The organism is Paenibacillus sp. SRL342 (assembly GCF_984798905.1).
This window is the reverse complement of the sequence record NZ_OZ481790.1, coordinates 2,148,727-2,163,875: the sequence shown is the minus strand read 5'-3', so window position 1 is coordinate 2,163,875 and position 15,149 is coordinate 2,148,727. Positions and strand designations below refer to the sequence as shown.

The following is a 15,149-nucleotide window of genomic DNA, read 5'->3' as shown; positions in this document are numbered from 1 at the left end:
CCTCTCATGAGTGCTACAGCCCACCGAATCAGCAGCCAAGCAAGCTTAACCCTCATCCGGTGACACCACACTTAACACAAGCATATGCAACTCCATAAGGGCAAGCTGATTGGCGTTGCTTTCCTCTGCCAGACGCTTATTCTCAGCTTCCGCTTCGATTAGGCGTTGCTGAAGCATATCCATCTCAGAAGGTTCTTCTGGCTGTGGTTTGGTCAACTCGTCGATTTCTTCCTGACTTAATCCCTCCACCCACAGCTCAGGAAATGTTTCCTGCGGACCATCCTTCATAGCGTCCTGATATGCTACCCATGCCGCTAAGTCAAAACGTGGACGGAACAGGCCAGCAGAGACCGGTACGCCAACGATATACCCCGCAATCTCCCTGTCTACCTCTTCCTCGTCCTCTTCCGGCACATCAGGCTCCACAGGCTGTTCAGGCGCATCAGGAATAAATACCACTGGCTCTGGTTCGACATAAAAAGGGACGACACCGGAAAAGGCATCGTCCACCAACTCGTCCTCCAAATAGAGTCCGTCTGTATTTACTTTAGGTACGGCTTTCATATGATCCCTCCTTTATTGTTCAGCGGCAAACGGCGGTATAAACATTGATACGTATGTTCCGTCAATGCCAGTGTTAAAGTAGATCCCGCCATCAACTCCGATAGTCATCTCACCGAATTTTGCAGCTCCTGTAATAGGTAACCTGAGTATAGATTTTGGTCGGTACCCTATAGGCAACTTAAAGACCATTGCTCCAGCTACACCAAGTTTAACAAGTCCTCTCAAGTGGACATAGCCATCGCTGTCCCTTCTATATCCTGCTCCGTCCTCTGAACCACCATAATTAATCCAGTTATTGAGCAGTGTAGGCGTTATCCATGCAGGAGCGTCCTTCTCTGCCTTCTTGCTTTCAAGGACTGTTATCCGAGTCGTGTTTTCTTGAAGCGTTCGAACAGCATCCAGCAACAGCCCCTTTTCATTCTCTGCATACGTTCCAGCGAAGTCTACAGCAGGATATTTGTCCAGCATCAGGTATGTGACACTGTAAGCTGCGGAAGGATCGTAGGCTGAAAGAACAGCTCGTTCCGCTCCATAGGCATCTAACGTATTCCTAACCCAAGAAGGATCGAATTTGCTGTCCTTGAACAGAGTGAGAATTTTGCTTGTCCGGTGTTTCAACCTCGTTTGTTCAAAACCCGGAAAAGCTGAGTTAATGTACGTCCCATAATCACTTATTTGAGGCTTGGCACTCTCACGTAACACAATACCTGAACCGACCTCGACCTGATTAGCTCCCTGAACAAAAGTTAATTGCCCCTCAGATGTGATCGGTTCCACGACTGGCGTTGCAAGCTGGTATAGGAGTTGGTATGGAGTCCAATTTGGCACATTAGTAGTCGGCAAGATATATGCCGTCTCTCCTCCTGAATCTTGGTATCTCAAAATGTTCTTCCATACCTTAGTCCCCGTACCATTATAAGGACCCCAATCGCCATTATTCGCCATGCGCCAGCCCATGAAATACGCCTTAATCTCGTCGGTTGTAGGCGTGTATGAGTCTCCCCATCCGCTGTCTGTGTTGGCAATAGAAATTTGGAAATTGTCAAAAATTGTACCGGTGGTTGCGCCTATATTCAAGTTATCCGCTGCAGTACTAACCGTCACGTAATCCGATTCCTTAATTACTTTTCCGTCATATTTAACCATTCTTCCAGTTGTATCTACAGCAGGTGGACCATGCAATAAAGCGTTAATTAACTTAAAACCAGTCCCATTTCCCCATAATGCATAAGTGATTGCTCCGTTCACATCGAACTTATGCCACTTCTTCAACTTGAAATACTTCCCATCTCGCTCAAACACCATATCCGGGTTAGCTCCTGTATCTGGATTGGCGTGCAGCTCTGTTTGTAGCGCAAGCATGGCGTCTTCACGTGGTTTGAATGTTTTGGCTATATTTCCGATGACAAGCATTGGATTAGTGAAAATACGACTTGTACCTGCTTGCCAGGTCCATTTAGTTGAGTCGAATTCATCTGTGTATGCAGTTACGCCCGACAGAACCACGCTCAAACGCACAGCAGTAGCAGCCATTTTTATTGTTTTGGATTCTCCCGGCTTAACGAAAATCCCCTGAATCCTTGTACCCGCGCTATTGTATGTTGAAATACGCATGAAGCCTGTGGAGCTGACCGGATTGCTTAAGGTGTAATCCTGATTACCGATCACATCTATATTGTAAGAAGCGAACGCATCACTTCCGATTGCGGAAGAAACCAAAGTTCCCATCAAACCATAGGGATCGGTATCGTTGCTTGTATGTCCGGTTTTCGTCCATTCATAAAACGGTGATATCAAATTCTCCCCGTACCGGATCACATAAGGGTTGAGTACTCCAAAGATACTAATCTGGCTTTGGTAGTTAAGAACCGTCCGGCCTTGCAGCCCCGCCAGCTTAAACGCTGCATCCTGTTCTGCCTGAACTACGTGGATACCTGGTTGGAGTGTAATAGCTGCACGCTCAGGCGTGTTCAGCCTACCGTCTACATACTCCTGCACTGCATCAGCCTTCGCCTGCGCTCCTGCCTTCGTTTCCCCGTCCACTCGGACAAACTTGGCATCTGCGCCGCTCATTAGGCCGCTGTCTCCGTCTGTCACAGCATCTGGAATCACGTCAGACCCACCAGTAACGTGGGATGATGCATGGGCACCAGGAGTGGCCGTTCCCGTAGCTGTGACCGTTACCTGTTTGGTAGACGGATTCGTTGTAACGGCAATCCCGGTACCACCCACAAAAGTAACTGTATCGGTCTTGCTGGAAGCTTCTACATCATTCACCTTGGAAAATGCATTTTGATTAACCTCTGCACCTTCAGCAATACCATCCAGCTTGGCATGATCCTCAGCAGTAACGTGAATATCAGTATCCGCTGCGTGGCTGTCCAGATTTGATTGTACGGCGTCTGTCTCTGCCTTCCGGGCAATGTCATCTGCCGCTACTGGAGCCGTCACCTTGGCGCGGCCTGCTGCGTCACGTTGCATGAGGGTGTCGGGGGTTGCGGCGTTGGTGCTGGCATCAGATTTGAGCTTGTCGGCCGCACTCATAAACCCCGCTGCATTCCCTTTTGCTGTCGGGTGCTCATCTGCCCCGCGGGCCTTGTGGGCTGCCAGATCAGCAGAAGCCGCGGCAATAGCAGCCGCCTTAGCAGCATCGGCTTTTGCCTGGGCATCTGCAGGAGTACCCTTGGTGTCCATTTCGGCCTGCACACGGTCAAAGCCGACATTTATCGTTTGAAAATCCTCACTGATCTTTTTCGATCCGACCAGTGTCCCGTACCTGTTTGCCATCGGTTTCAGCTCCTTTCAAAAAATGATCCACGTCCATCTTGATTGTGTTGAGTAAGGCAAGCTTCGATTCACTGTTGGGCATCGTATCAAGCAATGCCCGCAGAATATGTGGCAAATCATTAAACACGTTATCTACATCGATGGACAGCTCTAGCACTTTCCTAATTTTCACTTGTGCCACCCCAATTCATATTCTTCATGATTCCAAGCATGGTTGCTTTCATCTGATCATTGACCCGGATCGTGATAACCTCAGCTTTGTTCCGTTCGTCATGGGCAATCAATTCCTCACGGATGATCTCACGTAATCGCTGTTCTTCCATGCCTTTCACTCCTTTTTAGGCAACAAAAAAGAGCCCATGCATATGGACTCTCTGTAATGTTTGAATCTATTTTGTTTTGAACCATACTCCGCCTGATCCATCATACTTTCGTTCGAACGCAATCAACGGCGATTCATCATTCTTCTTAACCATGAACACTACCCAACCCTCATTGGAAGATCCAGCATAAATGCTTGCATCTATCTTCGGATCAGGAGTTACTACCGACTGATTATCATAAGCTGTTCCGGAAGTAGAAACTAGCGTAAAATCACCGTTCCAGAGATCAACGGCAGTATCCGCTTTAGCATTTCTGGTAATTGTCACTTTCGCTTTTGCAAGCATATATTCGTATCCGGCAGCGGGTTCATCATTGAACATGTTGGCTTCATGAATCATCTGCCATGCCTGTTCACCACGAATAACTTCCTGGATGTTTATTGTACCGCCGTAATCGCTCAGTATATCCTTTACAGTAAACGGAAGTGTCGTGCCAACCGATGCTGGATTTGCTCGGTTATTAGAAGTGGATGAATTATTGCCACTAGTATTGTTGTTTCCAGTATTGGTATTTTTGCTCGGTGCTGTTGAAGAGGTGTCACCAATAATAATTTTCTTACCTTCAACTTTTATGGATGTTCCAGTTGCTTCAGCAATAGCTCGTACAGGTACGTAAGTAGATCCGTTAATAACAACAGCATCCGCTATCTTATTACCATTCTGTTCAACTGAGAATAGTCCTTGCACCTTCTGACCCAGCAAACCAGATGAAGCCGCCATCACTGTAGTGCTACCAAGCAATAACGTCACTGCTAAAACTCCCGAGATGACTTTTTTCATTTCGCGACCTCCAACGCTTCCTCAATTAGCGCAAGTTCTGACTCGTATTTAGAGATCTCTGCATTCAGATCAGCGACTTCCTCTTTCAAAGATTGGTTTGCCTGGGCTGACAGCTCACCGCCACCACTAGATTTCTCTGACTCGGCAAGCACAGCCGCTTTTTTATTTCTCACTTCAACCAGAGGTGGCAATATTTTAGTATTGTACTCATTTTTCATAAGTTCGAGGTACTCTTTCGATTTTCCTGAATATGCGTTAGATACTGGCAATGTCGCTTCTGCGCTGCCAGATTCAACGTTTCCCGAGGTAATTGTGATTGTTTTGCCCGACACTTGTACATCAGCTCCTAAAGCTTCCGAAAGAGCACGTGCAGGCACGTTCGCTCTCGAATCTATTACTGCGCCTTTTTCAGAAAGAGACTTACCATCTACAACAATGTTATATTCACCCGTCACTTTCTTCCCAACAACGCTTTTAACAGTGTCAGCAAAAACACCTGCAGTTGTCGAAAAAACAAAACCGATTAAAATTCCACCGGCAATATATGCAACCTTTTTCATCTCGCGACCTCCGTATTGGTTCAATTTACCTATTATGATACATTACGGGGTAGTTGTCGTAAAGGTTCCACCACCAGTATTCGGCAGATTCTGATTATTGCCGTGATTGTGATGTGAAGTGGTTACGCTGTGTCTGTGCGTGCTGAAATTCGACATTAGACTTGATAGTTGAGTTTGCATGCTAGTCAATTGACTCTGCAATCCTGAAATATCTGCAATATCAATCCCGATGATATTCGCAAAAGAAAAATCAATATTCCCCTGCATGGACAACCATCCACTCAACGCTCTAATCAACATATCCGACTGTCCTATTAGCGAGAAGCTACCGCTGGAGGCATACAACTGACCCATAAGACTCTCAGACTCATTAAAGAACGTAAGCCCCGCCATTCCCGCTGCATCGTTATATCCAATGCTAACTCTCTTACGATTAGACGCATCTATTGATCTCCAGCCTGCCTGATCGATTTCAATTCGTCTACCACTCTCAGCAGTCTTGAGCACAGAACCGACAATGGTAGATCCGTTTATTTGGACACCGTTTATAACGGCTGCCGTAATCGTTCCACTGAATTCCCCGCCTACAGCAACCATATGGCCAGATTCATTAACCGAAAATGAATTGCCTATTTGAATACTTCCGCCTACAAAACGCCCCCCAGTGACAGTGCCGCCGAACGTTCCATCAACACCTTCGAGCGTTCCGGTGAATGATCCACCAGCCGCCTGAAGGTTTCCACTGAATACTCCATCCGTGGCTTCCAGCGTCCCGTTAAACTTATACCGTCTGCTTGGGATGTCGAAATAGATTGCATCTTGACCATCAGCCTGGAACGACATCTTATCACTGTTCAGAATCACCTTACTGGCATGGTCCTCGCGTTCAATGGTCAGGCCCTCAGTTCGGGTAATGGTTGCCCCGTAATAAGATTTCCCTTCCTTGATCGCATCTTTGTTCAGCTTATTGACGGCAGCGGTTAACGTACCATCCACCACAAATTCACTCTGCTGCTCAGAAACAGAAGGTGCTTCCAGCGTCATCCGTAGACCACCAGCAAAGTTGAACACTTGATGAAGAATGACTGTCTTGTACCGCATGATGCCGTCCCACGGAATGTGTGTATCCTGCCATGTCGATACCGTCTCGTCCCAGGTTGTGCCTTCCTGCTGTTCAAACCCGATGACGTCACCCTGTTCTAGCTGTGGGAATCCCCTAGCGTCCATTGTGAGTGGCAGATAGGAGAACCCGTTCAAAGCTGCTAGAAGGCCGTTTGTGACCGCCTGAGTAGCAAAGGGATTTTCCACATACAACGTATGGTTATCATCACCTGTCCCGGCTTCGTACTGCAATTCATCTTCGGTGTTGTAGGTGACCACAACCCGTGTGTATGTCTTCACTGGATTGGTTTGCTTCACCTGTACGTAATCGGCCGTGGTCATATCAAAAACTGGAGTATCAGCAGCCGTGAACCGTTTGAATTTCACGGTACCCGCCTTGTCAATATAAATGCTTGCGCTATTGGCAGAAGCGATATAGGACAGCACCTGACGCATACTGTACCCCGCTGGCCCTGCCTGTATCTGATACGCTGGATTGATCACCACGCTGCTGTCATACGTCCAGCCCAGCCGGTTGCAAATCTCATTGAACACAGCACGTTGCGTAGTCGGATACGTCAAGGATGATATGTAAGCGACATCCGCAAAAACCAGCTTGTCATAACAGGTAAAGGTCCATACGTCATTCACTTTCTCCCTGCCATCAACGAAGAACTCACCCAGCGGCAGCCAATCTGTTCCGTCACCTGTCCAGGAGACATGCATATCCTGCCAAGGGTACTGCGCTTGTAGCCACGTCATACCCGCCATGGATAAGGACAGGTACGGCACGATTCGCGCATTTGCTGGGATGATTTCATTCGTTCGCAACCTGATCGTAAGTTTGCTCGGGATAGCCGTTCCGATCTCAAAGCCATCGTTCAGGCTCAAGCTGTTTTCAATACTAAAGTCCACAATTTTGCTGCTATCATATTCCTCTGACTGTACCAGAGCCTTGACGATAAATTCTCGGTCCGGCCGTCTTAAATAATCTGTGTAGAGCGGCGATATTGGATACATTTGATCACCTCTCTGTCAGCGTCAATTTGAGCCCGGACCAGTACATCACGCCGCCACTCATTACGGAAAACGGTGCAGGCCGATTGCCGACATACATCCGTTTGGTTTCATGCTTCCCTGTCATGGGATCTGGATAAGTACAATCAAAAAACACATTGGACATGGCTTGTAGGATGGAGGACATTTCTGCCCACGTCAGCATCCCCCAAGCCATGTCGATCTGCCGTTTGACCGCTATCCGGTCCCGGTTCAAGGTTCCGTTTGCTGTTCGTACGGATGAATTAGCGTCATCCAAGTCAAGCACCGTCACCTGATACGTGGAGGGATAAGCGGCTATTTCCTGACCATTAATTTTGATTTCCAATCTTCATCCCTCCTATGTCGTTAATGGTGAACGGCCTGTACGCCTTGTGATGTCGTTTATGGCACTCACAGCAGCACGCCCCAGCTCCGTACCATTGAGCTGTATGACGGTCTGTTTGTCATTGTTCCGCAAGGCATCCAATATCAGCAAAAGCACTTCCACCATAGGCTGATTATTTCCGCTGATCATGTCTTGAAGCTTGGACAACGGGGATACGACTTCGGGGTCAACGGAAGCTCCCCGGTTATCCCCGACCATGGCAAGGGTAGGCCCGTAAGCCAAACCACCTTTCGCCAGCTTTGGTATTTTCGGAAGCTTCGGAAGGCCAACACTGCCGCCTCCTACTTTATTTCCGAAAATCTCGAATTCTGGAATGCTTACGCTCAAGCTGTTAAATCCTTCAATGACTTTGTTGATACCGTCAATGATCATATTCAGCGGTGCTTTGACCAAGCTGTATAGGGAATCAAATATGCCGCCAAAGATATCCTTAACTCCGGTCCACGCTTTCTTCCAGTCACCTGTGAAGGCTCCCGCCACAAAGTCAATGATCCCTCCAAGTGTTTTAAGCAGCCCCTTGATGATACCGCCTACACTCTGAATGACTGTTGTCACGATGTTCAGTATGATGTTAAAGCCCTTTGTGAAGCTTGGTGCCAGCTTATCAATAACATAGCCGATCAATGGCACAATGAACTTGTTGTAGATGTCCAGCGCAGCGTTAACCAGTTTCATGACCACTTCACCGATTTGCTTGATGATCCCCTTGAGCGTGCCGTCCCAAATTTCATTCAGCTTTTTAAGGAACGGCTCTATGATCGGTTTCAACACGTCATCCCACAGCTTCTGGAACAGCTTTCGTGTGTTCTCCATCATCTCAGATATCTTGTCAAGGATATCCTTTCCATACTTCGCCCAAAGGTCCTTAACGATCTGGAGGGTATCCAGAACAATTTTCTTGATCAAGTCAAACACAGGTTTCAACACCGTGTTATAAATATCATTGATCATGTCCACGGCCCATTTGAATGTCTTGGCCGCTTCCTCAAATGCTTTCACCAAAACGTCTGTAAAGATCGGCACCAGCGTATCAATGATCTTTGCGGCAATAGGAATGATGAATTCATTTAATGCATAATCCACGAACGGCTTGATTGTGCCATTCAGCAAGTTATCAAATGAATCACCGATCTGTGGAATGATGTCCAAGAACAAATCCCGGAACTCTTCCAGTGCTGGATTCAACGTTCCGGCCCACAGTTCATTGATATGATTAACGGCATTGTCAAACGTCTTCGCGAAGGTATCAATCGCCCAGACCAGTGTATCCGTGAAAATAGGGACAAGTGTCTCGGTCAACGTGGCCGAAATAGGGATAGCGAATTCATTCAGCATGAAGTCAGTAAAGGGATTCAGTGTCCCATCCAGCAGGCTTTGTAACGATGCTGCAATGATCGGCATGTTAGTAACAAATGCGTTCTTCACCTTATCCAGACTTGGCAGCCATACCATGTCCCACAGTTTAATGGATTGGTCAGTTGAATTTTTAAATGTACGATCAAGTAAATCAAACGCCCATACGATCTGATTCGCAATCACCGGGGCGAAAGACTTCACAAACCCACCAACAATAGATGGAATGAAATTCCCTAAAATGTATTTTGCCATCGGTACCAGGACGCCATCTTTGAGCCGAAGAAACGTTTGGCCCATATTGTCAATGGACTTACCGATAGGGCCCATCATGTCCACAAAAGGCTGGAAAGCCGGAGCGATTCCCGCCCAGCCTGCGGATATGAAAGACCACGCTTGAGCAAAACGAGATTTGATATCTTCCAAGAAGGCTGCCACTTGCTGCTTGATCGGATCGATCTCAATCGACGGCGTGCCCAAGTCCAGGTCACCAAATCCAGCCAAACCACCCAAGCCCCCGCCTATTCCTTTGCCAGCTCCAGCAGCTTTAGAACCTGCATCATCCAGAGCGGACGCCGCGGATTGGGCCAGTGTATTGAGCTGATCGAATCCGGCCAAGCTGCCCTTCATATCTTTTCCGGCTTTCTTCGCCTTCTTGCCTGCCTTCTCAGCCGCTTTCCCTGTATCTTCTACAGCAGGAGCTGCCGCGGCCGCTGCATCCCCCATGCCGCCCATGGCATCTGTAGCTACCGTCATTCCGGCACCACCAGCGTTCACGGCGTCACCAAAGACCAATTCCGTAAATGCCTTGAAATAGGCCGCTGCAATCTGTAACTTGGCTATAACCCAATTGAGCCCTTTTACGATAGGGGCCAAGATGTTGATAAAGCCCGCACCCATCGTGCCTTTAAAGATGTTCCACTGTTCGCCCATAATACGAATCTGGTTCGCCCATGATTGGCTGTTACGGGCAAAGTCACCCTGTGCATCTGCCGTTACCTGTAACAAATATCCATACCGAAGCATGGCCTGTTCCGATTGCGTCATGGACAACCAGGACTTTGTGATGCCCTGTGACATCGCGTAGGCTTCCATATTGACCACGGACATGTTTACGCCCAATTGTTTCAACGGCTCAGTCTCACCGACCATACCGCTAAATACTTTGTAATACGCTTCGTCATTCGTGATGTTATAAAAAGAAGCCATGTCAGCAGATAATTCCGTCAACTTGACAGACATCTGTTTCATGGCTTCACCAGAAATACCGGATGACTTGAGCATGGCACCCATGGTGGATGCATATTTCTTCCCTGCCAGTCCCGACAAACCAAAGCTGTCAATCAGGTTCGATGACCAGTTGTTAATCTGGTTGGTCATGCTCCCAAACGTGACGTTGACCACGTTCTGCACTTCGGCCAGATCCGATGCCAGGTTAATGGCTTCTTTACCAAATTCTTTTATGCTATGAACCGCAAAAGCTCCAGCAATGATGCCGCCAAGGCCCCTAAAGGCCCCGCCGACAAGGTTGGTAGCTGTGCCAGCGATTCCGTTAAGTTGACTTTGAAACGGCCCATAATTGAGCCCTAGGTCTAAATCTACGCGTCCTGCACTAGCCATCTACCCACCCCCAAACATCCGGGCCATTGCCGCTTCCAGACTCTTCATCTCCTGATCTAACTTACTAGGATCAGTCAACTTCTGGTTTGCTTGCCGTTTACGCCAGTCATTGTAGATGCGGCGCTGATCCGCGCTGAATCCCTTGATTGTCTTCGGGTCCTTCTCCGCTCGGATAGTTACGATGCTTCCCAACGGTGTATCTGGCATAAGACCCCCAACCAATGTACAAAATTCTTCCCACGGCATATCTCCGTGCTGCCGGATGCGGATACCGTACTGTTTGGCAAGGCTGGCTTCGATTAGAGTCCAGTCCTCGCGCAAATCGTACCAGTTTTCCGGCGCGGCGCTATTGTCGAAATCGGGCAGCGGCTTCCTCGTAGGATAGGCCCTGCATGGCTGCAACCAGACCAGACATAAGCACTTTCAAGTTTTCAACGCTCATTTTTCTCACACCAATTTCAGTTACGGCTTTCTCACCCAAAGACCCTTGAATTGCGTTCAGAAGTCCTTTCACAGAAGCGTCATTTGCCAGTTCTTCAAAACCCAATACAGCTTCAACAGAATTGTTGATTGGATACTTTTTGTTCCCAATCTGGATTGATGCTACCTCGTCTTTTGCAAATTTATCTGTAAGATTAATAATGTTGGCCATCTTAAAATCCCCCTTGGTTTGAATTATGGTGTGGTTGGTGCTTTCTCAAAATCAGGCTTACCATCAGACAGCAGCTCGAATTCCAGACCGTCAATGTTGGTCGAATCGCCGCCTGCTGGCGTGGTCAAGTTAATGACGCAATTCATGGTCAACTTTGCTCCGGACGGCATGGTCCATTCGAAGATGGTTTCAACTTCTTGCCCCGTCCCCAACATCAAGCCTGCAACATAGTCATTACCTGGATCGCCATAGTTCCGCTTGCCGCTGAAGCTGAAGGATAGGGATTTACCCGTCACCGCCCGTCTCGTCCAACCCGCTTGGTCCATCGCACTCCATTCTTCGGTGTTACCGTCGATTGCTGGAGCAAAATTCTCCAAATCCTTGATTGTCTTCATATCCGTATCTGTAGACTCACGGCCTTTGATACCAACTTTGAAAATATTGTTATGAACCGGGAAAACACCAGTGCCCCCGAACAATTGCAAGTCAAGTTTTAGCAAATCAATCCCCTACCTCTCGTAATAAATCGTTGTCTCAATCACATATTCGTAAATCCCTGCATCATCCGTGCCCACATCAATAGGCCATGGTGTCCGCATCTCAAAGGCAATGACACGATGCCCCGCAATCTCCCCATCAGAACGACCAAATAGCGCAGCATAGACCTCATGGGCCTTACGCTCCGCTGTATCTGCGTTTTTACTCCAATGAACCAGGATGGATATAGACTTGTTGGTATAGCTGGTGTTCTCCAGCCCTCCGATAGCAATGTAAGGTTGTCCGGTGTTCAGGTTGTAGATCCCAATGGACTGTTCCTTTTTCCCATCGATCTTGCCAATGTACCAATTTGGGGAATCGATCTGCGTTTTCAGCCAATCCCGAATCTCGGACAGCATCATTTGATGAACCCACCCCCAAACTTCTTGACCAGCTTTTCAAACGTTTTGCGAATCCAACCTTTCTGTTCCTTCTGCCAAGCTTCCAGCCATAGCCCTTGGGCGTTGGCGTTCTTATCCCTGCGGAAGTTGTATTCTGGATGACAGTAAAGACGGCGCGCATATGGCGTGTCATAGACAATCTTCACCTGGCCCTTTTTCAGCCCAGTTTTGTCTACCCAAGCGCTTCGTTCCAACTCACCTGTTTGCTTCGGCACAACCTGAGCATTGGCAATCTCGGTCAAGATGCTCTGTTCCTTCCCGTTCGCTACGACTTCAAGCGCCTTGATCGGGGCATTTGCAAGTTCCCGCATAGCCCGGGGATCCATCGTCACTTTCACTTTAACCATCAGCTCAGCTCCAATTCCGTAGAAAAGATGCTGCCGTCTGGATGTTGCGGCCTTGAAGCGCTGAATATGATTCGATCAGTCCCACCAACCCGGACAAAGCCCTCAATCAATTCTCCTGGCAGGATATCGCCCCGGATGATCACCTTACCGGATAGCGTAACCAATCGGCGCTCCTTATCCAGCTTCTGACGCATCTTCTCGTCATAACAGGCAAGCCCGTCAAAGATTAATTCTTCTACAGGCTCCCCGTCTTCTGACAGCTTGGTGTGAAACACTTGAACCGGTGTCTTCAATATCCAATGTGGAAACGGAAACTTACCCCGCATCAACGTAGCCCCCTATTCATCAACCCTGTGGCTCTCAGCAGGCTTGTTACACCTTCGGTAGTCTTAACCCCTCCGGGTCCATCAACGGCCTTAAATGACACGCTGACGCTGCCTGCCGAGTATCCAGAGAGTGGGAAGTCCAAGTAATCCCCATATTGAAACTGAAAATCCGCTTGTTGGCACACCGCCTTAACCACGTTCCCCCGCTGAAAGGCTGTCAGACCTTCCAGTTTGCGTTGTACGATGCGATTATAGGTCAGGCTGTCTATTTGGTCGGATGCCCGACTAAGAGCCTTATTCAAGTCCTCAGCCGGAATCATGCCATCCCCATACATTTCATATTCTTCTACCGTTGCATATGACATGCCATCACCTACTTGTCATCAGGTGTAGTCGTGGCCGCAATCTGCTTTTTGAGTGATTTGATTTCCTTGTTCGCGTCATCCAACTGGGTTTGCAGCCCCTTCAACGCTTCTGGTGTACCAGAACCTGATTCCGCAATCTGATTCTTTAACTCTTCATTCTCTCTTAGCAAGGCTTCATATTCCTTCCAAGACACCTTTTTGCTTGAAGAATTCTCTACCACCTCAAGCGTATTTCCCGACTGTTCAGCGATATCGTAGCCGAGTTTAAGATAGGTTTCCCGGTCAGCATCGTCAATCTTCAACTGTGTATTTCCCTTTACTGCAATCAACATGTGATTTACCCCTCTCTATTGACCTGTATTTTAGGCTTGAACGTTCATTTGGATCGCTGCGGCTTTGCGCTCAATCAAGAACAGATCTGTGTAACGGCGGTTTTGGTACAGATACCCATCACCTTGTGTATGGCTACCTGGCTCCCACAGATAAACCGCACTGTGTTTGATCGGCGCCAACACGCACTCAGGATGAACAAGGATCAAGTTAATCTGTTTTGCACCCACACCCGCCACAGCACCGTTTGTGAAGTCATAAACCGTCTTCATACGGCTGGAAGGTACGGATTTCAACACAACCTCATCCAAGCTGCGTACTGCGCGGTCAATAACTCCACTGTTCTGACCCACGGTGACGACCTGACGAATCTTCTCAGCGGATTTCAGAAGCTTCATGTAGGTTGGAGTTACGTACATGATCCGGCCTTCCTGTGGTACCTCTGCTTCGTCCATGTTCATCATCATTTCGTCGAACACTTCCAAGGCATTGGCAACATCCAAAACGGTTGTGTCAGGTGTGTAGCCCATCGCCACATAGTCTGCATACATTTTGGAGAAGCGGTATTTATCAAGCTCAGGAATGGCCTGTTCCTTCTCAAATGTAGCTGTCAGATTAGCAGCAGCAACGACTTGATTCGTTTCATCTACGTTCATCGCGTCAACGAAGAACTCGACGTCACGGTCAAAATCCAAGGTCAGATTCACGAAACTATTGCTAACCGCTTGTCGGTTCCAGCCCCCGGAACGATTGTGGTTCTTATATCCTGCTACATCCAAACTCGGCACCTGGATTGTTTTGGTATTCACCCAGATCGCATTTTGCGTGGTCAGAGCATCGGAAGCCAACTCTTTCGTATACTTTTGCTGCAATGTGGTCAAAAAACTTTCTACATAGTTGAACGCCATGTGTTCATCTCTCCCTTAAATTAGTAAATTGGTTTATTACTTCGTTTCAGCAACTCCGAAAATATTTGCCAGTTGTTCATTCGTGGCTTGTCCTGTTCCTTGTCCCGGCGTGCCAACACGGAAACCACCACCAGCACCGCCACCGTTACCGCCGCCTGCTTCATCAGGCTTGAACAAGTAGGCATCCGATGTTTGAAGCCCCTTCAATTGCTCATCCAGCCCTACCACCTTGCCGTCATCGCCAATAACCAACTTGGCTTTGTCAATCATGCCCGTAACCACCTTCTCGTTATGGACCTTCCCGTTAAGCGCGGCAGAAATTGCATTGTTCATCTGAATATCCTTCAAATCTGCTTCGTACTGCTGCTTGGCTGTGGTGTTTTCCCCCTGAAGGCGGGCAATCTCAGCCTTGAGCGATTCCGAAGCGCCTGCATCCTTACTGAGCGTTTCAAGCTGTGCGTCCCGATCCGTGACGTCCTTCTCCAGCTTCTTCTTCACATCCGATAAGTCGTTGTACTGCGATTTGGGAACAAAGTGTTTTGGAAGCTCCTTGCCTGCATCCGTTACGATCCCGTCAATCTTTGAATCATCCAATCCCGCATTCTTCAACAACGTTTTCAGCCAATCCATATATCATCAACCTCCATAGATTTGTATAGCTGCTCTCCAGCTAAGGGAGTTAACCGATATG

General features: G+C 48.0%; 19 protein-coding genes. All 19 read right to left on the bottom strand.

Translation table 11 applies throughout. From position 1 onward, the window contains the following. Nucleotides 1–45: 45 nt before the first annotated feature. Entirely contained in the window at nucleotides 46–564 is a 519-nt protein-coding gene (locus AC4E8D_RS10030) for a hypothetical protein (protein WP_490206185.1), read from the bottom strand. 12 nt (nucleotides 565–576) lie between these two features. Further along, nucleotides 577–3,351 (bottom strand): hypothetical protein, encoded by a 2,775-nt coding sequence (locus AC4E8D_RS10025; RefSeq protein WP_490206184.1) that lies wholly within the window; start codon nucleotides 3,349–3,351, stop codon nucleotides 577–579. Next, nucleotides 3,305–3,523 carry a hypothetical protein gene (locus tag AC4E8D_RS10020; RefSeq protein ID WP_490206183.1) on the bottom strand — a complete coding sequence of 73 codons (219 nt, stop codon included), beginning with the start codon at nucleotides 3,521–3,523 and terminating at the stop codon, nucleotides 3,305–3,307. The genes AC4E8D_RS10025 and AC4E8D_RS10020 overlap by 47 nt, the downstream gene beginning before the upstream one ends. Further along, entirely contained in the window at nucleotides 3,513–3,674 is a 162-nt protein-coding gene (locus AC4E8D_RS10015) for a hypothetical protein (RefSeq protein ID WP_179198447.1), read from the bottom strand. The genes AC4E8D_RS10020 and AC4E8D_RS10015 overlap by 11 nt, the downstream gene beginning before the upstream one ends. A 66-nt stretch (nucleotides 3,675–3,740) precedes the next feature. Further along, nucleotides 3,741–4,514: a DUF4352 domain-containing protein gene (locus tag AC4E8D_RS10010; protein ID WP_490206182.1), complete on the bottom strand. Its 774-nt coding sequence runs from the start codon at nucleotides 4,512–4,514 to the stop codon at nucleotides 3,741–3,743. Continuing rightward, nucleotides 4,511–5,074: a stalk domain-containing protein gene (locus AC4E8D_RS10005; RefSeq protein ID WP_490206181.1), complete on the bottom strand. Its 564-nt coding sequence runs from the start codon at nucleotides 5,072–5,074 to the stop codon at nucleotides 4,511–4,513. Before AC4E8D_RS10005 ends, AC4E8D_RS10010 begins: the two co-directional genes overlap by 4 nt. A gap of 42 nt (nucleotides 5,075–5,116) precedes the next feature. Next, nucleotides 5,117–7,195 carry a hypothetical protein gene (locus AC4E8D_RS10000; protein WP_490206180.1) on the bottom strand — a complete coding sequence of 693 codons (2,079 nt, stop codon included), beginning with the start codon at nucleotides 7,193–7,195 and terminating at the stop codon, nucleotides 5,117–5,119. Nucleotides 7,196–7,199: 4 nt separating this feature from the next. Further along, nucleotides 7,200–7,559, bottom strand: coding sequence for a DUF6711 family protein (locus AC4E8D_RS09995; protein WP_490206179.1), 360 nt, complete (start codon nucleotides 7,557–7,559; stop codon nucleotides 7,200–7,202). Nucleotides 7,560–7,571: 12 nt separating this feature from the next. Further along, nucleotides 7,572–10,592, bottom strand: a complete 3,021-nt coding sequence (locus tag AC4E8D_RS09990) for a phage tail protein (RefSeq protein ID WP_490206178.1) — start codon at nucleotides 10,590–10,592, stop codon at nucleotides 7,572–7,574. Next, on the bottom strand, nucleotides 10,593–10,994 hold the full coding sequence (locus AC4E8D_RS09985) for a Gp15 family bacteriophage protein (protein WP_490206177.1): 402 nt from the start codon (nucleotides 10,992–10,994) through the stop codon (nucleotides 10,593–10,595). Then, the gene (locus tag AC4E8D_RS09980; RefSeq protein ID WP_024632383.1) at nucleotides 10,939–11,244 is read right to left on the bottom strand and encodes a hypothetical protein; all 306 of its coding nucleotides are present in this window, start codon (nucleotides 11,242–11,244) and stop codon (nucleotides 10,939–10,941) included. Before AC4E8D_RS09980 ends, AC4E8D_RS09985 begins: the two co-directional genes overlap by 56 nt. 23 nt (nucleotides 11,245–11,267) lie before the next feature. Beyond that, nucleotides 11,268–11,744: a phage tail tube protein gene (locus tag AC4E8D_RS09975; protein WP_477533677.1), complete on the bottom strand. Its 477-nt coding sequence runs from the start codon at nucleotides 11,742–11,744 to the stop codon at nucleotides 11,268–11,270. Nucleotides 11,745–11,753: 9 nt separating this feature from the next. Then, complete coding sequence (locus tag AC4E8D_RS09970) at nucleotides 11,754–12,143, bottom strand: minor capsid protein (protein ID WP_490206176.1); 390 nt, start codon at nucleotides 12,141–12,143, stop codon at nucleotides 11,754–11,756. Then, nucleotides 12,140–12,529: a hypothetical protein gene (locus tag AC4E8D_RS09965; RefSeq protein ID WP_490206175.1), complete on the bottom strand. Its 390-nt coding sequence runs from the start codon at nucleotides 12,527–12,529 to the stop codon at nucleotides 12,140–12,142. Before AC4E8D_RS09965 ends, AC4E8D_RS09970 begins: the two co-directional genes overlap by 4 nt. Then, nucleotides 12,529–12,855 carry a hypothetical protein gene (locus AC4E8D_RS09960; protein ID WP_490206174.1) on the bottom strand — a complete coding sequence of 109 codons (327 nt, stop codon included), beginning with the start codon at nucleotides 12,853–12,855 and terminating at the stop codon, nucleotides 12,529–12,531. The genes AC4E8D_RS09965 and AC4E8D_RS09960 overlap by 1 nt, the downstream gene beginning before the upstream one ends. Beyond that, entirely contained in the window at nucleotides 12,855–13,220 is a 366-nt protein-coding gene (locus AC4E8D_RS09955; RefSeq protein WP_490206173.1) for a head-tail connector protein, read from the bottom strand. Before AC4E8D_RS09955 ends, AC4E8D_RS09960 begins: the two co-directional genes overlap by 1 nt. A gap of 8 nt (nucleotides 13,221–13,228) precedes the next feature. Beyond that, nucleotides 13,229–13,552: a hypothetical protein gene (locus AC4E8D_RS09950; protein ID WP_490206172.1), complete on the bottom strand. Its 324-nt coding sequence runs from the start codon at nucleotides 13,550–13,552 to the stop codon at nucleotides 13,229–13,231. A 30-nt stretch (nucleotides 13,553–13,582) separates the two neighbouring features. Continuing rightward, nucleotides 13,583–14,458, bottom strand: a complete 876-nt coding sequence (locus tag AC4E8D_RS09945) for a capsid protein (RefSeq protein WP_490206171.1) — start codon at nucleotides 14,456–14,458, stop codon at nucleotides 13,583–13,585. A gap of 36 nt (nucleotides 14,459–14,494) precedes the next feature. Beyond that, nucleotides 14,495–15,088 carry a phage scaffolding protein gene (locus tag AC4E8D_RS09940; protein ID WP_490206170.1) on the bottom strand — a complete coding sequence of 198 codons (594 nt, stop codon included), beginning with the start codon at nucleotides 15,086–15,088 and terminating at the stop codon, nucleotides 14,495–14,497. Nucleotides 15,089–15,149 lie beyond the last annotated feature (61 nt).